Annotated in this window: 15 protein-coding genes; 8 read left to right on the forward strand and 7 right to left on the reverse strand. The window is 55.3% G+C overall.

Annotated features, from left to right (window positions below):
* Positions 1–104: 104 nt before the first annotated feature.
* Positions 105–2,705: a M1 family metallopeptidase gene (locus J3P34_RS18770; protein WP_210490119.1), complete on the reverse strand. Its 2,601-nt coding sequence runs from the start codon at positions 2,703–2,705 to the stop codon at positions 105–107.
* 178 nt (positions 2,706–2,883) lie between these two features.
* Here J3P34_RS18770 and yjjX point away from each other — a divergent pair, with 178 nt between their 5' ends.
* Genes yjjX through J3P34_RS18795 form a run of 5 tightly spaced genes read left to right on the forward strand, consistent with a single transcriptional unit; the run spans position 2,884 to position 7,188 of the window.
* Positions 2,884–3,468: an inosine/xanthosine triphosphatase gene (yjjX, locus tag J3P34_RS18775; protein WP_210463061.1), complete on the forward strand. Its 585-nt coding sequence runs from the start codon at positions 2,884–2,886 to the stop codon at positions 3,466–3,468.
* Positions 3,469–3,509: 41 nt separating this feature from the next.
* Positions 3,510–4,241 carry a 5-oxoprolinase subunit PxpB gene (gene pxpB, locus J3P34_RS18780; protein ID WP_210490120.1) on the forward strand — a complete coding sequence of 244 codons (732 nt, stop codon included), beginning with the start codon at positions 3,510–3,512 and terminating at the stop codon, positions 4,239–4,241.
* Entirely contained in the window at positions 4,231–5,232 is a 1,002-nt protein-coding gene (locus J3P34_RS18785) for a 5-oxoprolinase subunit C family protein (protein ID WP_210490121.1), read from the forward strand. The genes pxpB and J3P34_RS18785 overlap by 11 nt, the downstream gene beginning before the upstream one ends.
* Positions 5,229–5,993, forward strand: coding sequence for a LamB/YcsF family protein (locus J3P34_RS18790; protein ID WP_210490122.1), 765 nt, complete (start codon positions 5,229–5,231; stop codon positions 5,991–5,993). Before J3P34_RS18785 ends, J3P34_RS18790 begins: the two co-directional genes overlap by 4 nt.
* A gap of 10 nt (positions 5,994–6,003) precedes the next feature.
* Entirely contained in the window at positions 6,004–7,188 is a 1,185-nt protein-coding gene (locus tag J3P34_RS18795) for an NRAMP family divalent metal transporter (RefSeq protein WP_210490123.1), read from the forward strand.
* A gap of 539 nt (positions 7,189–7,727) precedes the next feature.
* Here the strand turns inward: J3P34_RS18795 and J3P34_RS18800 are convergent.
* Together J3P34_RS18800 and J3P34_RS18805 are read right to left on the reverse strand one after the other, a co-directional pair.
* Entirely contained in the window at positions 7,728–10,925 is a 3,198-nt protein-coding gene (locus tag J3P34_RS18800) for a VPS10 domain-containing protein (protein ID WP_210490124.1), read from the reverse strand.
* A 695-nt stretch (positions 10,926–11,620) separates the two neighbouring features.
* Positions 11,621–14,605 (reverse strand): M16 family metallopeptidase, encoded by a 2,985-nt coding sequence (locus J3P34_RS18805; protein WP_210490125.1) that lies wholly within the window; start codon positions 14,603–14,605, stop codon positions 11,621–11,623.
* 470 nt (positions 14,606–15,075) lie between these two features.
* On the opposite strand from J3P34_RS18805, the gene J3P34_RS18810 reads away from it, so the two are divergent.
* Both J3P34_RS18810 and J3P34_RS18815 read left to right on the forward strand, forming a co-directional pair.
* Positions 15,076–17,871, forward strand: a complete 2,796-nt coding sequence (locus tag J3P34_RS18810; protein WP_210490126.1) for an outer membrane beta-barrel protein — start codon at positions 15,076–15,078, stop codon at positions 17,869–17,871.
* A gap of 264 nt (positions 17,872–18,135) precedes the next feature.
* Complete coding sequence (locus J3P34_RS18815) at positions 18,136–20,256, forward strand: sensor histidine kinase (protein WP_246853781.1); 2,121 nt, start codon at positions 18,136–18,138, stop codon at positions 20,254–20,256.
* 99 nt (positions 20,257–20,355) lie between these two features.
* Here J3P34_RS18815 and J3P34_RS18820 read toward each other — a convergent pair whose 3' ends face one another.
* The 4 genes from J3P34_RS18820 to J3P34_RS18835 form a co-directional block, all read right to left on the reverse strand.
* Positions 20,356–21,072 (reverse strand): YqjF family protein, encoded by a 717-nt coding sequence (locus J3P34_RS18820; RefSeq protein ID WP_210490127.1) that lies wholly within the window; start codon positions 21,070–21,072, stop codon positions 20,356–20,358.
* A gap of 89 nt (positions 21,073–21,161) precedes the next feature.
* Positions 21,162–22,070, reverse strand: a complete 909-nt coding sequence (locus tag J3P34_RS18825; RefSeq protein ID WP_210490128.1) for a TIGR01777 family oxidoreductase — start codon at positions 22,068–22,070, stop codon at positions 21,162–21,164.
* 2 nt (positions 22,071–22,072) lie between these two features.
* A complete protein-coding gene (locus J3P34_RS18830) occupies positions 22,073–22,441 on the reverse strand; it encodes a hypothetical protein (RefSeq protein ID WP_210490129.1) in 369 nt (122 codons plus the stop codon).
* A gap of 78 nt (positions 22,442–22,519) precedes the next feature.
* Positions 22,520–23,026, reverse strand: coding sequence for a GbsR/MarR family transcriptional regulator (locus J3P34_RS18835; protein WP_210490130.1), 507 nt, complete (start codon positions 23,024–23,026; stop codon positions 22,520–22,522).
* Between the two features lie 211 nt (positions 23,027–23,237).
* Here J3P34_RS18835 and J3P34_RS18840 point away from each other — a divergent pair, with 211 nt between their 5' ends.
* Positions 23,238–24,116, forward strand: a complete 879-nt coding sequence (locus J3P34_RS18840; protein WP_210490131.1) for a c-type cytochrome — start codon at positions 23,238–23,240, stop codon at positions 24,114–24,116.
* Positions 24,117–24,494: the final 378 nt, after the last annotated feature.

A 24,494-nucleotide genomic window follows, 5' to 3' on the forward strand; every position in this document is an offset into this window, starting at 1 on the left:
CGCTGGAAGTCCGTATTTGTTCTCTCCGCCGGGAGTAGGACCAATGTGTAGTTTGCTTAGCCCATCAGAAGAATCCCTCATCATCTTCAAATTTTACGCACTGATTATTTCACCGGCTGCACCAGTTTCTCGGCCCTGAACACCCCATCGGCGGCTTGCAGGATCTTTGCTTTGAGCTTAGGGTTGTAGTTGGGGTGTGTCTCCAGGAAGGTGCGGATGGTAGCGGCCGCGGCCGGGCCTTGGTAGCTCCCGAAGGTAGCCGAAAGCCAGGACGCAGGGAAGAAGATATCGCCGGTGAGTTGGATTTCCTCCAGCAGGTCTAGGCTTTCTTTGAGGTACTTCTCTGAAGTAGTAGCCCGTAGCGGGTGGTGCAGGTAATTCAACGCCGCCAATACCCAGGATTCTACCTCGCGGTTCTGTTCCTGTTTCAAAGAAGCGAAAAAAGCATCACGCTCTTCCGCTTTGCCGGAGAGGGCAGGTAGCATGAACTGCAAACGCTTCCTGCGGTCTGGGTTGGGGATGCGGCCCATCTGTCGGGCCAGGATCTGCGGGCTGTTCTGGTAATCGCGCACGGCTAGGGCCAAGGCCAGCGAGGTGTAATCATCCTCGGTGAGTTTGATGCCGGCGGGCGCCTCTTGTTTGTCCCATATCTGGAACAGCCGGTTCTGGGCGGCTGCACTCAAGGCAATGCTCTGGTAAGTTTTGAAGAACAGCTTTTTCACGTTGCCGGTGGTGGCTTTTTCCATGGCGGTCCAGAGTTCCTGCTCCAATTGCGGCACTAGCGCAGGTCTTTGGGCAGCCGGAAGGAAACGCCAGAAGATATCGCTCAGTTGGCCGGTCATCAGTTTCATGTTGAGTTCCTCGGGTTCTTTAGACAATCCGCCCCGGTAGAAATCCAGGAGTTGTTGCGCCGATACTCCGCGCCCGTTCTGCATGTTCTCGTACAGGTTGATGTATGCCGAGGCCCTGGCCACGGGGCTCTGCAGGTTGTACAAACCGCTCAGCATCTGCGCATCCACCGGGAACACGCCGTAGCCCTGACCTGTCACATCAAACAGCATAAATAAAGGTTTTTCCTTGCCCACGGCTTCTTTCAGCGTCACCTCGGCCCCGTTCATGTTCACCGTCATTTCCTGAATACGGTCTGGATACACCAGCGCGATCTCAAAGAACTGCGGCCAGAACCGCGCCGAGCCATCTTCGCCTTTCTGCCGGATGGTGAGGCTGGAGATCTTGTTGCCTTCGGTCTGGAGCGTGTAGTCAAACTGCGGGCGGCCGGGCTCATTCACCCACACCTGGTTCCAGGCCTGCAGATCGGCGGAGGTGAGATCGTCCAGGATTTGGATCAACTCAGGCCAGGTGGCGTTGCCGTAGGCGTATTTCTTGAGGTACTGCTGCAAGCCTTTCCGGAACGCTTCCTCGCCCATGAGCCTTTCCAGTTGGCGCATCATCACGGGGGCTTTGTGGTAAATGATGTTGCCGTACATGGAACCCGCATCCTGCAGGTTGTCTAGTTGCTGCCGGATGGGGTTGGCGCCGGCGGTGCGGTCCACGCCATAGGCGGCGGGCAGGTGGTCCACCACAAACTTGAGGTCATAGTTGGAGGTAGGCATGGCCACCTGCGTGATCTTGTCGGCCATGAAATTGGCGAACACCTCCTTCATCCAGACATCGTTGAACCACTCCATAGTCACCAGATCGCCAAACCACATGTGCGCCGTCTCATGCGAGATAAGGCTGGAGCGCGAGATTTTTTGGTCCTGGGTGGCGCCCTCGTCCAGGAAGAGCGTGGAGGCCTTGTACTGGATAGCCCCTACGTGCTCCATGCCGCCGTACTGGAAATCGGGGATGGAGACGAAGTCAAACTTCTGGAACGGATACTTGATGCCGGTGTAGGTTTCCATGAACTGCAGCGCATCGCAGTGGATCTGGAAGATGGGCGTCAGGCTCTGGTCTAGCTTTTCTTTATCCGTCTCGCGGTGCAGGAAGTGCATGGTACGGTTGTTGCTCATTTGTGCCACGTGGTCAAACTTACCCGCGGCAAAAGAGAAAAGGTAGGTAGGGATGAGGTCTGAGTTTTGATAATGGTACGTTTTCTGCCCGGCGTTCAGCACAGAGTCCTGCAGGGGGGCGTTGGCTAGGGCTTTCCAGTCCTGCGGCACCGATAGCGTGAGCTTGAAGGTGGCTTTAAGGCTGGGCTGGTCAAAACAGGGGAAAACGGTACGGGCGCGGTCTGGGACCAGCAGGGTGTAAAGGAAATCCTCGTGCCGGTTCAAAGACAGATTACCCGCCGTAAACTCAATCTCTACTTTATTATCGCCTTTTCTCAGGTACTGCGGCGCAATGACCAGGTGCTCCTGGGTGTGTTCCACCGGAATGGTTTTCCCGTTCACCTTCACTTGTCTGAGGTGGTCCGGGGTTTCCTTGAAGTCGAGCTGCAGGGGCTGGCTTTTGTCTTTGAGTTGGAAAGTGATGGTCTCCGAGGCCTGGACCGGCGCTTCTTTCCGGGCCGGGATGGTCAGGTGCAGGTCATACGCGATCTTGCTCAGCTGCGAGATCCGGTAATCGGCGAGGGGCTTGGAGACGCCGGGTACCACCGGTACAGAACTGCCGGAGGGGGAGACGCGCGACGCACAGGACGTGGCCGCGGCAAAGGAGACGAAGAGAAGGCCTTTGGTGAGGGCCAGAAGGTGCTTGTTTTTCATTCTGAGTAAAGTTACAAATTATCGGATGGTAACGTCCGATTTTGGAGGTATTTGCATTGAAGCTATAAATGTTTTTGTCCCTATTTTTTAAAAAAATACTCCAAAAAAATATTTGAGATTAAGAACGCATTAAAATATAAGAATTTTACATTACTTCGTAGCCGAGAAAACCTTTAAGATGAATAAAGTAGTACAAAAAGTAGTGGTGGCCTCCACCAACCCTGTCAAAGTAAGTGCGGCGCTCAATGGCTTGCAAGCCATGTTCCCGCAGTATGAATTTGAAGCGGAGCCTATCTCCGTGCCCTCCGGCGTATCTGATCAGCCCATGACAGATACAGAGACCCTCACCGGTGCCTTTAACCGCGTGAGCAATGCATTTGAGGCCCAGCCTACGGCCGATTTCTGGGTAGGCATTGAAGGCGGCGTGCAAACGCTGCACACAGACCTGGCCGCTTTTGCCTGGATTGTGGTCCGTTCCAAAAAACTGGTAGGCAAAGCCCGTACCGGCATGTTCTTTTTACCACCCGCCGTAGCCGAACTGGTGCAGCAAGGCGTGGAACTCGGCGAGGCCGATGACCGCGTGTTTGGCCACACCAACTCCAAGCAGAAAGGCGGTGCCATTGGGTTGCTTACCCAGAACGTGGTAGACCGCGCAGAACTGTATGAGCAGGCGGTGAAACTGGCTTTGGTGCCGTTCAAAAACGAGGAGCTTTACCTGCAGCGTCAGGAGGCCAGCGTTAGCCTGAAACCAGAGCATTTCTAACCCGTTTTCCTGAAAACAAGCTAGAAACAGAAACCGGATCCATGTCCCTGCCCACCTCCTCGGTTAAAATCTACCCTCTTGGCGATGCGGCCGTTGTACTGCAGCTGGGAGACGAGATAGCCGTAGAGACCCATGGGCAAGTAAAGGCCGTGGTCCGGTTTCTGAATCAGCATTCCTTTCCGGGACTTGTGGAGTACGTGCCCGCCTTCACCACCGTCACCATCTATTATGATCCCTGGCTTGTAAGCGAGTGGGGAAAATCTGACCCGTACGCCGCAGTGGAAGAGAACCTCCGGCAGATGCTGGAGGAGCTGGAAACCGGTTTGGAAACAGAGCCGGCCTCCGTGAAGGAGATTCCGGTGGTCTACGGTGGGGAATACGGACCAGACCTGGCGTTTGTGGCGCAGCATACAGGCTTAAGCATGGCGGAAGTCATTGCGCGGCACACCCAGCCAGAATACCTGGTGTACATGATCGGTTTTGCGCCCGGTTTTCCGTACTTAGGAGGCATGGACCCGAGGCTGGCAGCGCCCCGTAAAGAAGTGCCCCGCCAGGTGATTCCGGCCGGCTCAGTGGGTATTGCCGGCTTGCAGACGGGCGTGTACCCCCTGGAGACGCCGGGCGGCTGGCAGTTGATTGGGCGCACGCCCCTCAATTTGTTTGACCCGAACCGGGCGGAGCCCAGCTGGCTGCAGATGGGAGACGTGGTGCGGTTTGTGCCGATTTCTGAGCAGGAGTTCAACGCCTTGAAGGAGGAAGCAGATGGGGATTAAGGTAGAGAAACCCGGCTTGCTTACCACCGTGCAGGATCTGGGCCGTTACGGTTTCCAGAAACAGGGCATGGTGGTGAGCGGTGCCATGGATTCCTTCGCCCTCCGTTTAGCCAACCTTTTAGCAGGAAACCCCGAAAACGCCGCGGCGCTGGAAATCACGTTGTCCGGACCCAGCCTGCGGTTCCAGGAAGACAGCCTCATTGCCCTCGCCGGTGCCAACCTTTCGCCCAAACTGAACGGCAAGCCCATCCCCAACCATCGACCTGTCTTCGTTAGAAAAGGCACCTTGCTGGAATTCGGCGCGCCGGTGCAAGGGTGCCGGGCTTACTTGGCGGTGGCCGGAGGCTTTTCTGTGCCTCAGGTCATGGGCAGTGCTTCTACCTATGCGCGAGCCGGGGTTGGCGGCTACGCAGGACGGGCCTTACAGAAAGATGATGTCTTGCCTATCAAAGAATACGCTTCTGAGCAACTGCGCTATTGGCAAGAGAAATGCCCTGCTGCGGAGCCGTTTCTTGCTTCTACCTGGAGCATCTCCCCCAATGTACTTCCAACCTATAGTGAGAACCCAACCTTACGGGTATTGCTCGGGCCGGAATATGCCTTGTTTTCTGAAAATGCACTTAAAACGTTCTGGAGCGCGGAGTTCAAGGTGTCGGCGGCGGCAGACCGCATGGGCTACCGGGTGGACGGACCAGCCCTGGACTTGAAAGAGCCGGTGGAATTGCTTTCCAGCGCCGTTACTTTTGGCACGGTGCAGGTGACTCCCAGCGGAAATCCTATTATCTTGATGGCCGAACACCAGACTACCGGTGGGTATCCGCGTATCGGGCAAATCATCTCCGCGGATTTTCCGCTGTTGGCGCAGGTGCGGCCGGGTAGCCGGCTCCGGTTCCACCAGGTTTCCCTTGCCGAGGCCCACCAGCTGTATTACCGGCAGGAGCAAACCCTGGAACACCTGAAAAGAGTCCTCCACCTTCAATCCAAAAGATGAAGCAAACCTTTACCGTTGATTTAAACTGTGATTTAGGCGAGAGTTTCGGGGCGTACCGCCTGGGCAACGATGAAGCCATCCTGCCGCTGGTGACCTCGGCCAACATTGCCTGCGGGTTCCATGCCGGCGATCCCGGCGTTATGAAAAAGACCGTGCGGCTGGCGCTGCAACAGGGCGTGGCGCTAGGGGCGCATCCCGGTTTCCAGGATCTGGCAGGTTTCGGCCGCCGTGATATGGCGGTTTCCCCTGAGGAGGCTCATGACCTGGTAGTGTACCAGATTGGCGCGCTCACAGGGTTCATCAAAGCGGAAGGTGGGGTATTGCATCACGTAAAGCCGCATGGCGCGCTGTACAACATGGCCTCCGTGAACGCGTCTTTAGCCGAAGCCATTGTCGAGGCCGTCTACAAAGTAAGTCCCGAGGTGGTGCTGTACGGTTTGGCCGGAAGTGTTTTGGTCAAAGCCGGAGAGAAACTGGGCCTGAAAACCGCCCATGAAGTCTTCGCGGACCGCACCTACCAGCAGGACGGCACCCTAACTCCCCGCCGCTTGCCCAACGCCCTCATCACAAATCAACAGGAAGCCGTGCAGCAGGTGGTGCGCATGGTGAAGGAAGGCAAAGTGCTGTCGCAGCAGGGCGTGGAGGTCTCTATCAAAGCCGATACCGTCTGTATCCACGGGGATGGGGCGCATGCCGTGGAATTCGCCCAACTTATCCGGGAAGAATTGATCCGGGAAAACATTGCCCTCCACGCGTTTTAGGCCCGTTTTTATGAAACAACCCAAAAACTGGAGTGTGCTCCTGGGCGCCGCTTTTTTGATGGCCACCTCGGCCGTAGGGCCGGGATTCCTGACCCAAACCACCGTTTTCACGCAGAGCCTGGGCGCCAGCTTCGGGTTTGTGATCCTGCTTTCCATTATCCTGGACATAGGCGTGCAGCTCAATGTCTGGCGCGTCATTGCCATCTCCGAGAGGCGGGCGCAGGACGTGGCCAACGCGGTACTGCCGGGCTTGGGCGGTTTCATTGCGCTGCTGATTGTTCTGGGCGGACTGGCCTTCAACATCGGGAACGTGGGCGGCGCGGGCCTGGGCGTTAACGTGCTCACCGGCATCTCCGTGGAAACCGGCGCGGTCATCTCCGCGGCTTTTGCCATCATGATCTTCCTGGTGCGCGAGGCCGGTAAAATCATGGATCGCTTCGCGCAGATTCTGGGCTTGGTCATGATCGGGCTCATTGTGTACGTCGCCTGGATTTCCTCGCCTCCTTTGGCCGAGGCGGCCATCAGGACGTTTGCCCCGGAGCAGATCAGTTTCACGGCCATCATCACGCTGGTGGGCGGTACGGTGGGCGGTTACATCACCTTCGCGGGTGGACATCGCCTGTTGGATGCGGGCGTGAAAGGCAAGGATGCGCTGGGGCAGGTGACTACCAGTGCCGTATCGGGTATTTCGCTGGCTTCCCTCATCCGGGTTTTCCTGTTTCTAGCCACCTTGGGCGTGCTGCAGCAAGGCAAAGTCCTGAACCCTGAGAATCCGCCGGCATCGGTGTTTGAGCTGGCCGCCGGCACGCTGGGCTACAAGCTGTTCGGGGTAATGATGCTAGCCGCGGCCATTACCTCGGTGGTGGGCTCAGCGTACACGTCGGTTTCCTTTATCAAGTCCTTCAGCCCGCGCATTGCCCGTAATGAGAACTGGGTCATTATTGCGTTCATCGTGGTCTCCACGGTTATTTTCGTCTCCATCGGGAAGCCGGTGAAACTACTGGTGTGGGCGGGCCTGGTGAACGGTTTCGTGCTGCCTGTTACCCTAGGCACCATGCTGGTGGCGGCGCACAAGAAAAGCCTGATGGGCAGTTACCGGCACCCGCGCCTCCTCACGCTGTTCGGGTTGCTGGTGGTCTTGATCATGACTTGGATGGCCGGTGATACTTTGGTGCAGCAAATCAAGGGTTGGTAGGAGATGAGGTTTCTGTTTTTAGGCTGGTTTCTGGGAATGAGGCTTGAAATGAGATTACTTCAAGTAGTTTTGAATGAAAATGCTTGCCTTTAGGGGAAGCATTTTCATTCAAGATTCATGTGAACTGCGGTTCAGGAGAACTAAATAAAGACCGTTGCACGCATTTCGTCCCCCTTTGAAGGGGGTAGGGGGGTGATTTCTCGTGCTGATCTCACACATTCCCGATTTGGTAGGGGCAATCCCTTGTGGTTGCCCTTGGGTGAAAGCGCCTTTGAAGTCTCTGCTCTGTAGTAAAGGAACTTGGTACTGCAATCGGCCTTGTCATCCCCCTACCCCCTTCAAAGGGGGACGATATGCGTAAAAATTTCTCATTATTGGGGTTATCACCAACCATCAAAACTGTCTCCCGAAAAAATCAGTAGTGCTTAGTAACCGCTTTTAGATGACAAAAAAGGGATGAAAAGCAGTAAGAAAAAAGGCTGGCAAGAACCTGGAATCTTCCTTGTTCTTGCCAGCCTTGACCAAAGCACCGTTCAGAACTACAGCACCGTGATTTTCTGCAGTTGCGCCTGCTGGCAGAGTTGGTTGAACGCGGCGATGTCTTTCTGCACCAGCTCCGTCATCTGGCCTTTGTACTTCTGCCACTCGGTTTGCAGTTCCTTCAGGCGTTCCTGCTGGCCCTGAGTCACGTACGGGATGCTCACGTCCAGTTCGCCTTTCAGGAAGAGGTAGTTGGCGCTGAGTTTGTTCACATAGTTGATCACGTCATCGGTGGCCTGTGATTTGTTCTGCACCAGCTCGTCCTCCCAGGCATCCATCTTCTTGATGAGCGCCTTGCCTTCGGTCTGGATCTTCTCGTAGCCGGGTTTTCCGTCCAGCAGCGTGAGCAGGGAGGAGACTTGTCCTTTGGCTTTGCGCATCTGCTGCACCGCCAGGTGGATGTCTTTCACATCTTGCTCTACCGCGGCCAATGTGGTCTGCTGCTGTTGGTACTCTGCGTCCGTAGCGTTGAGCCTGGGGTCCGCCAGTACTTTGAAGGAGACCGTTTTCTCCTGGCCGTGCATTCTCAGGCGGGCCTGGTACGTGCCCGGCGCCACTTTCCGGCCCTGGTAATTGCCTTCAATGAAAACCGGAGGCACACCGGGCAGGGTGGCATGGCGCAGGTCCCACACGGTGCGGTTCAGGCCGGCTTTGGTGTGCAGCGTAGGTTCCTCGTCCGGACCGCCTAAGTAGCCCACGTACGTCTTATCAGCTTTATTGCTGTAACTGCGGATTACCTTGCCCTGGCCATCCAGGATCTCCAGTGACAAGGTGCTGTCTTTCTGGAAACCGGCCGGAACCTGGTAGTACAGGACCACGCCGCTGGCGGGGTTGGTGCCGACAAAACTGGCTTTGCCGTAGTTGCTGGTTTCCTCCTCGGGTTCCTGGTCCAGGGCGCTGCCCCCGAATACGCGGTAAGCATCCTCGGGCTGGAACAGGTGCAGGGCCTGCGCCGATGGCTTTTTGTCTATTTCGCGCAGCATGTTCAAATCGTCCAGAATCCAGAAGGAGCGGCCCTGGGTGGCGGCGATTAGGTCATTCTGGTGAACTTTCAGGTCGGAGATGGGCGTGATGGGCAGGTTGCCCTGAAAGCTGGTCCATTCCTTGCCGCCATCATGCGAGATGTACAGGCCGGTCTCGGTGCCGGCAAACAGCAGGCCTTTGCGCTGGCTGTCTTCGCGCACTACCTTGGTGAAGGCGCCGTACGGAATGCCTTTGGAGATATTCTTCCAGGTTTTGCCGTAGTCGGTGGTCTTGTAAATGGCCGGGGTGAAGTCGTTGAACTTGTAGCGCGTGGTGGCGATGTAAGCGGTGCCTTTCTCGTGCGGCGATACCTCGATGCTGTTGATGAGGCATTCCTCCAGGCCTTTGGGCGTCACGTTTTTCCAGTTCTTGCCGCCATCGCGAGTGATGTAGACCAGTCCGTCATCGGAGCCGGTCCAGAGCAGGCCATTCTCCAGCGGAGATTCCATCACGTAGGAGATGGTACCGTAGTTCTCGCCGCCGGCGCCTTCGTTCGTGTACGGCGTGCCGCTCCAGCCCATTTTCGTTTCGTCATGGCGGGTCAAATCAGGGGAGACCACCTCCCAGGTTTTGCCCAGATCGGTGGTCTTGAACAGCTTGTTGGCCGCGTGGTAGAAGGTGCCTTTCTCGTGCGATGAGTGGATGATGGGCGCGTTCCAGTTGAAGCGGTATTTCATGTCCTTCGGCTGGAGGGCCATGTACTGGATGGGCGCGATCATGATGGGTTTGCCTTCCTTCAGCTCGGTGTCTAGCACCTCAATGGTGCCCTGGTAGCTGCCGCCCAGCACGTAGCGCGGGTTATTGGGATCAAAGGCAATGAACGCGCTCTCGCCGCCGGCGCTGGAGGTCCAGTCGCGGTCGCCTATGCTGCCCCCGGATAAATTGCGGCTGGCGATTTTCACCGAGGAGTTGTCCTGCTGACCGGCGTAGATGTTGTAAGGGAACTGGTTGTCTGCGCTGATGCGGTAGAACTGGGCCGTGGGCATGTTGTTCTGAGTTGACCAGATTTTGCCGCCGTTGAAAGTAACCGCCGCGCCGCCATCATTGGCAATGACCATGTTCTGGCTGTTCTTGGGGTTGAACCAGAGGCCGTGGTAGTCACCGTGCGTGCCGCGCAGCTGGCTCCAGGTCTTACCGCCATCGGTGGATTTCAGGCCGGGGCCGTTGAGCACGTACACGGTGTTTTCCTGCAGCGGATCGGCGAAGACTTCAATGTAGTACCAGGCGCGCTGGGTAAGCCGGTGGTCTTTGCTCACACGGTTCCAGTGTTGCCCGCCGTCGTTGCTCACGAATAGGCCGCCCTGCTCTTTCTGGGTATCGCTCTCCACCAAAGCAAACACTTTATCAGAATTCGCCCTAGAAACGGAAACGCCAATCTTGCCTAACTCCGCAGGCAGGCCGTTCTGGATCTTGTTCCAGGTCTCGCCGCCGTCCACAGATTTGTACAGGCCGCTGCCTTTGCCGCCGCTGCGCACCTCCCACGGCAACCGGCGGTGGTCCCACATGGAGGCGTACAGAATGCGCGGATTGTTCAAGTCCATGCTCAGATCGGCGGCGCCGGAGTTCTCGTCCACGAACAGGGTTTTCTTCCAGGTCTTGCCACCATCAACTGATTTATACACCCCGCGCTCGGTATTGGGACCGTGCAAAGCGCCCTGCGCCGCCACGTACACGATATCAGGATTGGTGGGGTGGATACTGATGCCGGAGATGTGGCGCGTCTGGTCCAGGCCCAGGTGCGTCCAGGTTTTACCGCCGTCCACCGATTTGTACACGCCATCGCCATAAGACGTCATCACACCCCGAGGCGCGTGCTCGCCCATGCCCACGTACACCACATTGGGATCAGACTCGGAGACCGATACCGCGCCCACCGAGCTGGTTTTGAAGTAGCCGTCTGAGATGTTGAACCAGCTCTGGCCGGCGTCCTCTGTTTTCCAGAGACCACCGCCCGTGGTGCCCATGAAATACACCAACGGGTTGTTCACCACGCCCGAGGCCGTCACCGATCGTCCGCCCCTGAATGGTCCGATGTTGCGCCACTTTACCGTTTTAAAGTAATCATGGGGCGTGATATCTTGTGTTTTGGCAGCTTTGGGTTTCTGTTTCTGTTGGGCCTGCGCCCAGGGCGAGGCCGCCGCTAGAAGCAATGCGAGGTAGACTGTTTTCCGCATGGAAGAAGGGAATGTTAAGGAATGATGCCCTTAAATATAACCGCCCTTTGGTGAATAACCGGCAGCAGCGGACAAAAATCATCTGGGGTAAAGTTTCCGGCGGGAGGCTGTTGAAAGGTTTGCTGGAGGTTGATGGATGAAGGATGGCGAGTTGAGGGAGACCCCGTTCTGGCTTGTCGTGGCTAAAGCGTTTTCAGCCTGTTTACAGGGAAATGGCCTTGAAATGGGAAGAAGTTAGACTTCGTTTTTAGCGTGTTTTCTGAGAATTATCATGAAACCCTATTCTTGCTCTGGAGTAAAGCTTTTGCTTAAAGAATCAGCAAAGCGGGTTTGAGGCTTTCGCCTCACGGAAGTTGCAAACTTCCGGCCATTTTGGGTCCAAGTTGAAAACTTGAACCAGGTTTTAGGGTGAGTGAAGCGGCACTGCTTCTCTGCTTGTTTAGTGAGAATTCCCCTCCTCTGCTTCTTTGGTGAGGGTTCCCCTTCTGGGAGGAGTAGGGGTGAGTTAACATTGCATGCTGTCTTTCGCGGAACCATTGCTGTATGTAAAACCGAAGGGAAACAGAGAAGCCCACCTGTTGAGGGTGGGCTTCTCTGTAAAGTTGAGCTAGGGCGTTTTACGCCTGATTTTCCAAAATCGGCTCCAAAACAGACCTGTCTAAAGCAGGTGCATCTGCCGGAGGGCAAACACCGGCTTAGAAAACGCGGCCTTCTTTTCTGGCTTTACGGCCTTTGGGTGGTTCTATCTTTTTGGGCTCAGCGGTGGCGGCCGGGGTGTCGGCTTTGGCCATGAGTGGGGCACCGTCTGTGTCCAGTTCCACCACCTCGTAGCCCAGTTTCTCCAGACCCGGTTTAATGGCGGCCTTGTCGCCCACCAGCATGATGCTCATTTTCTCCACGGGCAGGTACTTTTTGGCCAGGGCGTTGATCTCCTCTTTGGTGATGGTTTTCAGGATCTGGTTCTGCTTGTCCACGTAATCGGCGTCCAGGTTGTAGCGGAGCATGTTGTTGAGGAAAGACGCTTTCTGGAACGAGGTCTCGTACTTGCGGGCATCAGACTGCCCGATGGCGCTGCGCATGAAGGCCAGCTCCTCGTCGGTGATACCTTCTTCCCGGAAACGCTTGATCTCTTTCATGAACTCTACTACCGAGCTGTCTGAGACGTTGGTGCGGACGCCGGCGGCAGCGGTGAACGGACCGGGGGCCTCGGTGCCGGAGAAGTAAGACCAGGCACCGTAGGTGTAGCCTTTGTTCTCGCGCAGGTTCAGGTTGATGCGGCTGTTGAAGGCCTCGCCCAGCACGAAGTTCATGAGCGTGGCTTTGTAGTAATCGCCGGTGGCGTCATAGGGGAGCGCCATGTACCCGATCCGGATCTCAGACTGGGCGGCCTTGTCTTTGTCTACCACATAAATTTTGGTTTTGTCTATGTTGGCCACCTTCGGCTCTGCCGGAATGTTCACGGGCTTGGCGGTCCATTTGTTCAGGAAGGCCAGTTTGGGCATGATCTGGGCTTTCTCCACGTCGCCCACAATCACCAGGTTGGTCACGCTGGGTGAGAAGTAGTTCGCGTAGAATTTCTTCACATCGTCCAGGTTGATGCTTTCCACGGTGGCAGTGGTGCCCATAACCGGTACGGCTTTGATGTTGCCTTCGCCGTAGAGCATTTTGTTGAAGACGTTGTTGGCCACCACGGTAGGCTGCGTGCTTTGGTTTTTAATGGCCTCCAGCCGCTGCTTTTTGAGGCGGTCAAAGTCTGCCTGGTCAAAACGGGGGTGCAGCATGCGTTCTTCCAGCAGGGCCAGGGTGGCATCCAGGTTCTTGGTCTGGCTCTGCACCTGCACGGTCATGGTCTCGGTGCCGCTCCCGAAGTTGATAGATGAACCTAGTTTCTGCAGTTGGGAAGAGATTTCTTCAGCGGTGAATTTCTCCGAGGATTCGTTCAGCATGGAAGCGGTGAGAGAAGCGATCCCGGCTTTAGACGGGTCATGGGCCTCCAGTTTATGGCCGCCCATGAGGGTAAACAGCAAGGTCACAGTAGGTACTTCGTCGTTCTTGGCCCCGATCACCTTGATGCCGTTGGTCAGGTTGTCTTTCCAGAAAGGCGGTACCTTGATCACGGGGTTGGTGCCGGCGGCCGGACGTTTGCTGCGGTCAAAGGTGTCTTTGGCTTTCACGTACTTGAGGCCGGCGTATTGGTCAGCGGGGGCTCGGTAACCGTTGGGGTCTACTTTGAAGTTATCGGCGCGAGCCACCATCTCTGGTTTGCCTTTGGGCACCACGCTCAGGATCACCGCCGGCTTGCCTTTGATGTACTTGTTGTACACGCGCAGCACATCTTCTTTGGTCACGGCGCGGTGTGCTTTGAGTTGGTTGGTGAGGTAATTGGGGTTGCCCGTGAAAGTCTGGTAAGAAGCCAGGGTAGAGGTCTTACCGGCTACGCTGGACATGCTGTTGATGATGCCGGCCTCGTACCCAGACTTGAAGCGTTCCAGGTCATCAGCGGTGACACCTCTTTTCTCAAACTCTACAAAAGCGTTGCGGAGTTCTTTCTCCATATCGGCGAGAGAGTTACCGGGAATGGGGAGCGCGGTTAAGGTGAACTCGCCGGCCAGTTCTGAGCAGGGATGACCCGCGTTGGCCTGCACTACTTTCTGAGCTTTGGTCAGGTTCTTATAAAGGATGGAGTTCTTGCCGCCGCCAATGATCTCAGCGAGCACGTCCAGCGGCACTTCATCTGGGTGGTAGTTGGGCACCGTTGGGAAGGTCATCTGCACCATGGGGAAGCGGATGTTGTCCTCGTAGGAAATGTAGCGATCCTGGGTGAGCACCGGGGCCGGCAGTTTCATGTTCCTCACTTCCGGGCCCCGGGGAATGGAGCCGAAGTATTTCTCCGCCAGCTTCACCACCTGCTGCGGCGTTAGGTCCCCGCCCACGGTGAGGGTAGCATTGTTGGGGCCGTACCAGCGAAGGAAGAAGTTCTTAAGGTCATTCACGTCTACGCGGTTTAAATCCTCAATGTACCCGATGGTGGTCCAGGAATAGGGGTGACCATAGGGGTAGAGCGCCTGGCCGGTTCTCTCATAGACCCGCCCGTAAGGCTGATTGTCCACACGCTGGCCACGCTCGTTTTTCACGGTCTCGCGCTGCACTTCAAATTTGCGCTGGGTCACGGCATCCAGCAGGAAGCCCATGCGGTCAGCTTCCAGCCACAGGGCAGTTTCTAACTGGTTAGAGGGAACGGTCTCAAAGTAATTGGTTCTGTCGCGGTTGGTGGTGCCGTTGAGGTCGCCGCCCGCCTGGGAGACAATTTTGAAGTGCTCCTCATCGCCCACGTTATCCGATCCCTGGAACATCATGTGCTCAAAGAAGTGCGCGAAGCCAGACTTGCCTACTTCCTCGCGGGCCGAGCCCACGTGGTAGGTCACATCCACGTGCACGATGGGATCTGAGTGGTCTTCGTGCACCACCACGGTGAGGCCGTTGGGCAGCAGGTATTTCTCATAGGGGATCACCAGTTCACCATCTTTGCGGGTCACCTTTTCCACCAATCTGGTCTGGCCTGTACTCTTTTGGTTAACCATAGAACTGGGTTTTTTGGCCGGAGAAGCCTTCTTAGGGGTCTGTGCCTGGGCAGACAGCGTCGCAACCAAACACAGTACCACGATGCTCTTGTTAGACATACGCGTGAGGGGTTAGTGAAAGGATAGGTTTAAGTAATATTAAGAAATATTTTTGTGTTTTTCTAACAAATGCTGCTTTCAATTCTGGTATTGGGCTGGAGAAGGGAGAAATTTCTGCCAAAGGCTGAGACTTTTTGCCCAGGGTGTGCCACTTACCGCCGAAGCCTCTGAAAAGCCGGAGAGTAGGAACAAGGCCGATGGTAGGACAGGCCCAATGAGTTTGGTTTTAGGAAAGGGTCTTGTTTTAAAGCTGTTTTCAGGAAAACGGGCCTAAATCGGAATTTCTCCTACCTGCATGGCCGCTTTTCCGAGAAATAGACTTAATCAAATGTTAAACAATGTTAAACTATGTTAAATGTGAAAGGGGCTTTCCTGCGCTTCAGCTTTCTTTTACTAACATTATAACAAATAACATCTCGGCCAGATTTCTCCATCGTCTTAAGCTATTGTTCACTCCTTTACTCCATCGCATGAAGTCATTTTTACCTGCTGTTCTGCTCTTCTTCTTGGTCTGCCTGGCCACGGGTGCTTTGGCCCAGGGCCAGAAAGGCGAGGTGAAAGGGAAACTCTGGGACGCTACCCACAAAGAGGCCTTGTCCTACGCCACCATTGCGGTCTACACGGCCCAGGACACTACGCTGGTGACCTTCAGGGTGAGCGATGAGAAAGGGAATTTCAAGGTGCCCGGCCTGGCGCTGAACCAGCAGTTGCGCATTGTGATTACCATGACGGGTTTCAAGGTGTTCCGGAAGGAGTTCAGGTTGTCTCCCGAGGACCGGGAACTGGACCTGGGGCAGATAGAAATGACGCAGGCCGACAACCTGCTGGGTGAGGTGGTGATTGAGTCTGAGGCGCCGCCCATTGTGGTGCGCAAAGACACGCTGGAGTTCAACGCCAACTCGTTCAAAACCCTGCCCACGGCGCTGCTGGAAGACCTGCTGAAGAAACTGCCCGGCGTAACGGTAGACAACTCCGGCAACATCGCGGTGAACGGCAAGTCGGTGAACAAGATATTGGTAGACGGGAAGGAGTTTTTTGGGAACGACCCCAAGGTGGCCTCACGCAACCTGCCCGCTGATATGATTGAAAAGGTACAGGTAGTGAACGACCCAGATGCTCTGCGCAAAGACCCCGATCTGCCAGTGAACGAGATTCCGCAGGTCATCAACCTCAAGCTGAAGAAAGGCATTAAGCAGGGCGCGTTCGGGAAAGTGTATGCGGGTACGGGCTCAGACCGCCGGTACGAGGGCGGCGGCATCCTCAACGTTTTCCGGGATACCACGCAGATCAGCTTGCTGGGCTACTCCAATAACCTCAACAAGCCGGCTTTCGGTTTTGAGGACATTTCCAGAATAGGGGGCTTTAACCGCAGCGGCATGAACACCATCATGGTACGCAGTGACGGCGGTTTTGCCGTGAACGGAATTTCCTTCGGGGGTACCGAGGATGGGATTCAGCGGTCTTCCGGCGCGGGCGGGAACTTCAACACTTTGCTCAAAGGTGATGTGAAACTGAACCTGCAGTACTTCTTCGGGGGCATTGACGCCGACCTGAACCAGTTGGTGAACTCGGCGCAGAGCCTGGAGACTGATACCATCACCTCGCGCCGCACCAGAAACCAGGACTCTGAAAGCCGCAACCACCGCCTGGGTGGTCGTCTGGACTGGAAAATAGACTCGGTGACCAACCTCAGTTTCTCGCCCAGCGTGGTCTTGGCCCGGAGTGCTTCCCAACAAGGGCTTTTCACCAACACCTTCAGGGGCGGCTATGAACTGCTCAATACCAGCGATAACCAGCAACTGCTGGAGAACAACACCGCCACTTTCTCGGGGAACCTCTCCTTTGACCGCAGCTCCCGCAAAAAGAAAGGCCGGCAGTTCAACTTCTACGGTACCTATAACTTCAATGACGGCGACCAGGACCAGTTCTACCAGGTAGAAAGCTACTATTACGGTACCAATCCTTACTCAGAAAACTTAGACCAGCTCCGCGACAACGTGATAGCCAACACCGGCGTGAACACCTCCATTTCCTATACAGAGCCATTCAGTAAAACATTGAGCGGGGTAGTACGGGTGAACTCTGAATTCTTCAAAGACAAAAACCTGGTGAACACCTATAACCTGTCTTCTGAAGGCGAGGGCTACTCTGTGCTGCTGCCTGAGCTGTCTGACGAGGTGGAAAGAAGCGGCTGGCGCAATTACCTTACCACCAGCGTAAAGTGGAAAATCAAAGACCTGACGGTGCAGCCGGGCGTGCGGTTCACGTTGCTCAACATTGACAATACGTTCCAGAAGCTGCAGCCCATTAAACAGGAGTATTTCTATGCGTTTCCGTCGCTCATTGTGAACTGGAAGGAATTCAACTTCAGCTACAACGTGAACGTGAAGGAGCCTTCCGCCGCTGATCTGCAGCCCGTCACCGACCAATCAAACCCCTTGTTCATCCAGTACGGGAACCCCGGTTTGGCGCCCACTATCTCCAACTCGCTGAACCTGCATTTCAGGAAGTTTGACACCAAGCGCTCCATCAATTACTGGGCCTACCTATCGGGGAGTATCAGCAAAGATGCCGTGACCCGCGCCAGAACCCTGGACGAGGCCACCGGCCAGCAGACCACCCGCCCCGTGAACACAGACGGCAACTGGCAACTGAACGCCAACGCCGATGTCTCCAAAGACTGGAAGTTTGACGGCAAGAAGCAGTTCTCTCTCACGGCTTCCATGTGGATGAACTACGTGAAAACGCTCATCATCCTAAACAACATCCGCAGCTACGGGCAGAACATTTCCTTCAACCCCAGCCTGAATGCCCGCATGAACCTCAATGACAAGTTTGAGTTCAATGAGTCGCTTACGCTGGGTCGCCGCCGCAGCTTGTATGAAGACGATGCCTTCCAGGACATCAGCTTTTTCACCAGAACCTCCCGCACCGGCGTGGTGGTGCGCGTGCCCAAACGCATTGTGTGGGAAGCCAACTTTGACTATACCTACAACTCCAACGTGGCGCCCGGTATCCGGCGGGACGTCAGCCGCCTCAACGCCGGGGTCACGTTCCTGTTCATGAAAAACGACCGCGCCCAGATGAAACTGTCGGTGTATGATTTACTGGACCAGAACATCAGCGCGTACCGCAGCATCAGGGAGAATTTCATTGAAGATTACCAGACGCAGGTGCTCACCCGCTACGTGTTGCTCACGTTCACCTACAACATCCGCAATTTCGGGGGCAAGGTAGGCGGCACCAACACCTTCTTCCGGTTTTAGCATCGGTCTGCTCTCTGAAAGATTATTTCGTTTTATCCTGAGCAACTTGTAACTATTTATAGCTTATTTCTGTAAAAGGAGCCCTAAAACACTGGGGCTCCTTTTACTTTTCCGGGACGGTAGTCATCTGTGCCGGAAACCAGAGAGCCTTTCTGGTGCTTTGTCCGTATTGCTATTAAAGCCTGTCAATAGGTACCCGCCATTTTTGCGAAAAACCTTTGGGGCGATGAGAATAGAACTATATTTGCCCATATCCCCCAGTTTATGCCAGACGCTTTCCAAGATGCCATGATTCCAGACGCGTTAACCATCTTTCAAGGCGGAGGAGAAATGGGCGCCCTCATGCGGGCGTATAACTGGGACGCGCATCCGCTGGGAAACCCAGACAGCTGGCCTCAGAGCCTCAGGACAAACATCCGGCTGCTGCTCAACTCTGAGTTCCCCATGTTTATCTGGTGGTCTAAAGACCTGTACGCCTTCCACAATGATGCCTATCTGCCCGCCCTGGGCAAGAAACACCCTGCGGCGCTAGGTACCGCGGCCAGGGATATCTGGGCCGAAATCTGGACCGATGTAGGCGGCATTGCCGAAAACATTTTGGCGGGCGGCGAGCCTTTCTATGCCAAAGGCCTGCGGCTGTACCTGGGCCGCAAAGGCTTCATGGAAGAAACCTACTGGACGTTTTCCTACAGCCCGGCCTTTGACGATGCCGGTAATGTGGCGGGCGTGTTTTGCGCCTGTTTTGAGGAAACCAGCACCATTTTGGGACAACGTCGGCTCAAGTGCCTCAAAGACATTGCCGACTCTCTGTCACAGATCCAGACCCTGGAACAAGCCTGCCAGACCACCTGTGATCTGCTGGCCCCGAACGAGAGCGACATTCCCTTCAGTCAGATCTACCTCCTGAACCGGTCCGAGACCGAGGCCAGGCTGTTAGGCCAATCTGGGCAAGTGGTGCCGCAGGTGTCGCCGTCTGTGAAGCTGCTGGCCCACGAGGCCCACAATGAATGGCCCCTGGCAGAGGTGCGGGATTCCCGCAAAGCCCTGGTGCTGGATGACCTTTCTGGGTACGTGGTGCCGGCGCAAAGCTCGGCTACGCAGGCGGTGGCCAGGAAAGCGGTTATCCTTCCAATCTACCTGCCCGGGCAAGACAGTCTCCTGGGCTTCTTCGTGTCGGGCATCAGCCCTATGCTGGAGTACGATACGGAATACCAGAATTTCCATGAGCTGCTCACAAGCCAGATTGCCTCTTCTATTGCCAGCGTCAGGGCCCGCGAGGAAGCCATCCGCCAGCAGAATGAACTCAGTGAGCTGTTTCAGCAGGCTCCGGTGGCCATCTGTATCCTGCGGGGCCCCGAGCACGTGGTGGAGTTGGCCAACCCTGGTATCTGCGAGCTCTGGGGCAAAAGACACGCCGACGTGATAGGCAAACCTATCCTGGATGCCTTGCCCGAGGTACGCAACCAAGGCATCAAGGAGCTGCTGGACGGGGTGTTCCGCACGGGTGTTCCCTACTCCAACAATGAGCTGGAGGTGATGCTGGAGCGCAACGGCATTCTGGAGCCCATGTACTTCAGCTTCGTTTACCACCCTATGCGTGACCGGAAAGGCACCATCGTAGGGGTGATCGCCATCGCCATAGGTATCAAAGACCAGGTGGAGGCCCGCCGGGAGATTGAAACCATGAACACCGAACTGCGGGCCATCAACGCAGACCTGGACAACTTCGTGTACTCCGCGTCACATGACCTAAAGGCGCCTATCTCCAATATAGAGGGCCTGATGGAAACCCTGGTGGAGTACCTGCCCGCCGAGATCCGGCAGGAGGAAGTGGTGCAGCGGGTGCTCAGCCTCATGGATGCCTCCGTGACCCGCTTCAAACGCGCCGTGGCCGACTTAACTGAGGTGGCCAAGATCCAGCGGGAAGCCGGTGAAGACATCGCCTCCCTTGAATTGCCTGAAGTGGTGGCCGACGTGCTGCTGGACTTTGAGAACACCATCAACGCCACGGGTGCCCAGTTTGAAACCCAGTACGCGCCCGGCTCCACGGTCAACTTCTCAGCCAAGAACGTGCGCAGCATTGTGTATAACCTGGTAAGCAATGCCCTTAAATACCGGTCGCCTGACCGCACACCTCAGGTCAAGATCAAAACCGAGGAGGTGCCTGGATATTTGGTGCTGTCTGTCTCAGACAACGGCCTGGGCCTCAAAAGCACCGACCATAAGAAGATCTTCACCATGTTCAAGCGCCTGCACGACCACGTAGAGGGCACCGGCGTAGGGCTCTACATTGTCAAGCGCATTGTGGAAAACGCTGGCGGCACCATAGAGGTGGAAAGCGAGAAAGACAAGGGCTCTACCTTCAGGGTGTTCTTTAAGCGGTAAACAACCTGGCGGTTCAGGATCTATTTGTGGAAAACAGCCTGTAAACGGATGCAGGTTGATTCACTGCGGCTTTTCTGATTTCCAGACCTGGTCTTAAACTTAGCGCCTCAGAACGCCGCCTTCTTTGATCAGGATCTCGGAGCCTTCCGCCAGGAAAACCGATTGCGGAGTGGCTGTGTTCAGGAAATCGAAGTCCGGGCCGTACAGCGCCTGGAAGTCTACGGAAAGATGGTACTCCTGCACCGGGTAAATCTCCCAACGTGGGTGCGCTACCTCGTAGGCTGAGGTGGTGTGGTTATCCCGTCTGGTAAATCCCCAGTAATGTTCCGTGATGAATTCTTCCTCGCTGCCGGGCGCAATGGGCAGGGGAGTAGCTTGGGCTGATACTCCCAGGCTGTACCAACCCTGCTTTTTCCAGCGGTACTCTATGGCCAGGGTATCTTCCCGCAGAACCCAGGAATGCTGCATGGGCATGGTCACGTAGTGTTCTTTGTACAGCGTATTGGCTACCCAGGTGATGGCTTGTTTAGGCACAATTTCCTTTATAAAGACCACGCCCCGTTTGTATACGCCCTCCTCCAGGTACTTCACGTAAAAGCGCAGGTTCACCTCCTCAAAATCAGTATGAAACGGGATTTTGATTCCTTTGATTTTGGTGTTCAGGAACATGAAGCCAATCAGGCTCACGTAGCAGGTGCCGTTCCAGAGATCCAGCTGGGTGTGGGGCGGTAGGTATTTCTGGAGTACTTGGGCATCTACGGCGTAATTCACCATGATCAGCTTGCGCCACTCGGCGGTAAGAAAAGTCTTTTTCATGAAGGAAGAAGTGAAGGATACCACTGGCTGAACCCCGGAACCGACTGTATGTTTTTAACCTGTTTTTCAGCAAGCAGCCCTGAATCAGGCTACACGCACAAAGGCACCGCTTTCTCAATGGTGGGCACTTTGAAGACGTAACCAGCCTGCAGCAACCGGGTGGGCAGCACCCAGCGGCTTTTCAGGAGCAGTTCGGTTTCCGTGCCCAGCACCAGGGCACCTATCTCCAGCATCCACTTGGTGGCCCGCAGCCCGATGGGCGCGCGCAAGGTCTGTCGCACTGTCTTCATGAAGTGGTGGTTAGGAACGGGGTGCGGAGAAGAAAGGTTGAAGACACCTTCCAGCTCCTGGTTCCGCATGAGAAATTCAATACTCCCGATCACGTCTTTGGCATGGATCCAGCTGAAACACTGCAGACCGTTGCCCTGCCGCCCACCCAACCCGAAGCGGGCCAGGTTCAGGTAGTAAGGCATGACCCCACCGGCTTTGTCCAGAACGATGGCAATGCGTAAGGCTATTTTGCGGGTGTTTTGGGTTTTCTGGGCAAAAAACGCACTTTCCCACGCCTGGCAGACCTCCACGGAGAATCCCTGGCCCAGGTCGCCGGTGAGTTCATCCTGGGGCCGGTCCAAGGCGTGGCGGTAAATGGTGGCGGAAGCCGCGTTGATCCAAAGCTGGGGAGGGTTCTCCACCTTCCGCAGGGCCTCACCTAATACCAGCGTCGCGTTCACGCGGGAAGAGATGATCTCGCGTTTGTTCTTCTCATGATAGCGGCAGTTCACGCTTTTGCCGGTGAGATTGATGAGCACCTCGGCATCCTCCAGGTGCTGGACCCATTCCCCGAGGGTGGTAGCATCCCAGTACACTTGCCGGGCGCCCTGCTGCGCTTGGGCAGGTTTTCTGGTGAGCACAATGACTTTATCGCCGCGGGCGGTAAAATGTTGGGTGAGCAGTTGGCCCAGGAAGCCGCTGCCTCCGGCCAGGATGATCTTTGCCATGGTTATCTCGCGTTGGGTTGCAGTTGACTTTGGGCACGGGCCCGGAGCTTGAAGAAGATGGTGAGGTTGAGGAAGTGCATACCACCCAGGATAAGGATGATCCAGCCCAGTTTATAGCTCAGCACTTCCACCACTGCCTGCACAGAGGCAATGCTGCCCACTTCTTTGAGGGCCAGCGTCATGTACCCGATGTTGATGAGGTAAAAGCCCACCACCAGGAGTTTGTTCACAGAATCGGCGAGCGGGTTGTTGCCGTGGAAAATGTCTACCAGAAAGATGCGGCCGTTGTTGAACAAGACCCGGGCCACCCAAACGGTGAGCGCGATACTGGTGAGAAGGTAGATGGTGTAGGTGAGGATAAAGTAGTTCATAGAATTAACGGTTAAAGGAGAATGATAAATATTGAACTTTCAGAAAAAAATGAAACATATTAGATAAAAAAATAGCCGTTACTTGAACAGCTTGAAAATTGAGCCGAAAAACCAGTTCTCTTCCGCTTTGAGCATGGTCTCCAGGGTCTTGTCCACGTTAGAGGCCAGTTTGTTGATATCGGTCACCGACGTTTTGAAGGTCTGGTACTCCGGGTCCTGCTCATCGCCCTGCACTTCCTGCAGTTGGCCCAAGAGTTTCAAGATGGGTTCCAGCTCGCGGCGTTTGCGTTCTTTGGCTACTTGGCGGGCAATGGTCCAGACGTCTTTCTCGGCGTAGAAGTACTCTTTGCGCTCGCCGCTGCGGTGCTGTTTCTCCACCAAACCCCAGTTGATGAGGTCGCGCAGAGTCATATTGGCGTTGCCGCGCGAAATCTGCAGCTGTTCCATGATCTGCTCGGTGGTGAGCGCCTCCGGGGAAATAAGCAGCAGCGCGTGTACCTGGGCCATGGTGCGGTTGATGCCCCATTCAGAGCCCAACTTGCCCCACGCCTCTATGAACTTTTGCTTCGCCTCTGCTAATTCCATGGCTCAAAGATAGAGAAGTTTTTAAACTTTCAATATTTATTGAAATATACTTTCCGCTGAATAAAAAGTTGTGTTCGGGCGAGGATATTTCAACCCAACTGAAGGAAAAAATCTTGTTCGGGCGTAGGGGAAGCGCTCAGGTTATTGGTCTCTGGTAGAAAGTGGATTGCGCATTCTCTTCATTCTCAACCTACTAGACCCTAGACCCGGTATGTTTAAGAAAATCCTGAAATGGACTGGACTGGTCCTCGGCTCCCTTATTGTGTTGCTCGGCCTCTTTTACCTCTATGTGTCTATTAATATAGGGCAGCGCATAGAGAAGAAGTATTCCTTCGCCCCTGAGAAGCTGGAGATAAACCAGGACAGTGCTCTTTTGGCCAAAGGGGCGCACCTTACGGCCATCAAAGGTTGTAAAGACTGTCACGGGGCAGATTTGAGCGGACAGGTGATGGTAGACGACAAGGCACTGGGGAGGTTGGTGTCTGCTAACCTCACCAAAGGCAAGGGAGGCTTGCCCGCCAATTACAGCACCACCGACTGGGTGCGCGCCCTCAGGCATGGGGTAGATGCCAACGGGCAGGCGCTGCTGTTCATGCCCTCGCATGAAACCACCCTGCTCTCGGCGCAGGATATGGCGGCCATCATTGCCTACTGCCAAAACCTTGCTCCCGTGCACAAACAATTGCCTCCCTCAGACTTGGGGCCGGTGGTAAAAGTAATGACCTACCTGGATAAAATGCCCCTGCTCGCGGTAGAGAAAATTGACCATGACCTGCCCATGGTGATGCAGGTTGATACCCTGGAAGGCGTGGCCATGGGCAAGTACCTGGCGGTATCCTGCAGCGGTTGCCACGGCGCCAACCTGAAGGGCGGCGACCCGGTAGCGCCCGGCTATCCGCCGGTGGCCAACATTACCAGTACCGGGCACGTGGGCAAGTGGTCCAAGGCGCAATTCATCCAGACCCTGCGCACCGGTAAAACCCCTGAGGGCAAGGTCCTGAAAAACGAAAACATGCCCTGGAAGATGACCGCCCAATACACAGACAAAGAGCTGTCCTCTATTTACCAATACTGCCAATCATTGAAATAACCGCCTTGGTGTTCTGATAAAGCCCTGAAACTGCGACTAAAATCAGGTCACGGGGAGAGCGGCTTACAGCAAAGTCCCGTTTTTGGCTCCTTTTACAGAAAGAGGCCTAAAACGGGAATTGCTTTTTAGGGGTTTCCGGATGATGAGGTCTGTAAAACTGCAGCGTTTAGAGCCGGTTTTCAGAAAAAAAGCCCAGGAAGATCCCGGGCCCTTATTTAGAATGTGAAAGCCGTACAGGAACGGACGGCATCTCACAATGAACAAACTCTTTTGTGCCTGGAAGGCATACTGGAAACGTAGCCTCGGACGGTTTATTGGGTGGGCATCTCCAGGGAAATTATTTTTATTTAAAGCCGGGTATTCCTATCAGGCCACGGC

It is taken from the genome of Rufibacter aurantiacus (assembly GCF_017916345.1).
Taxonomy (GTDB): domain Bacteria; phylum Bacteroidota; class Bacteroidia; order Cytophagales; family Hymenobacteraceae; genus Nibribacter; species Nibribacter roseolus.

Bases quoted from the DNA above. Each gene is read 5' to 3' on its own strand.
- J3P34_RS18825 (WP_210490128.1), bottom strand. From the start codon at position 22,070: ATGGCAAAGATCATCCTGGCCGGAGGCAGCGGCTTCCTGGGCCAACTG.
- J3P34_RS18820 (WP_210490127.1), bottom strand. From the start codon at position 21,072: ATGAAAAAGACTTTTCTTACCGCCGAGTGGCGCAAGCTGATCATGGTG.
- J3P34_RS18830 (WP_210490129.1), bottom strand. From the start codon at position 22,441: ATGAACTACTTTATCCTCACCTACACCATCTACCTTCTCACCAGTATC.
- J3P34_RS18785 (WP_210490121.1), top strand. From the start codon at position 4,231: ATGGGGATTAAGGTAGAGAAACCCGGCTTGCTTACCACCGTGCAGGAT.
- yjjX (WP_210463061.1), top strand. From the start codon at position 2,884: ATGAATAAAGTAGTACAAAAAGTAGTGGTGGCCTCCACCAACCCTGTC.
- J3P34_RS18790 (WP_210490122.1), top strand. From the start codon at position 5,229: ATGAAGCAAACCTTTACCGTTGATTTAAACTGTGATTTAGGCGAGAGT.
- J3P34_RS18810 (WP_210490126.1), top strand. From the start codon at position 15,076: ATGAAGTCATTTTTACCTGCTGTTCTGCTCTTCTTCTTGGTCTGCCTG.
- J3P34_RS18835 (WP_210490130.1), bottom strand. From the start codon at position 23,026: ATGGAATTAGCAGAGGCGAAGCAAAAGTTCATAGAGGCGTGGGGCAAG.
- J3P34_RS18805 (WP_210490125.1), bottom strand. From the start codon at position 14,605: ATGTCTAACAAGAGCATCGTGGTACTGTGTTTGGTTGCGACGCTGTCT.
- J3P34_RS18840 (WP_210490131.1), top strand. From the start codon at position 23,238: ATGTTTAAGAAAATCCTGAAATGGACTGGACTGGTCCTCGGCTCCCTT.
- J3P34_RS18770 (WP_210490119.1), bottom strand. From the start codon at position 2,705: ATGAAAAACAAGCACCTTCTGGCCCTCACCAAAGGCCTTCTCTTCGTC.
- J3P34_RS18795 (WP_210490123.1), top strand. From the start codon at position 6,004: ATGAAACAACCCAAAAACTGGAGTGTGCTCCTGGGCGCCGCTTTTTTG.
- pxpB (WP_210490120.1), top strand. From the start codon at position 3,510: ATGTCCCTGCCCACCTCCTCGGTTAAAATCTACCCTCTTGGCGATGCG.
- J3P34_RS18815 (WP_246853781.1), top strand. From the start codon at position 18,136: ATGCCAGACGCTTTCCAAGATGCCATGATTCCAGACGCGTTAACCATC.
- J3P34_RS18800 (WP_210490124.1), bottom strand. From the start codon at position 10,925: ATGCGGAAAACAGTCTACCTCGCATTGCTTCTAGCGGCGGCCTCGCCC.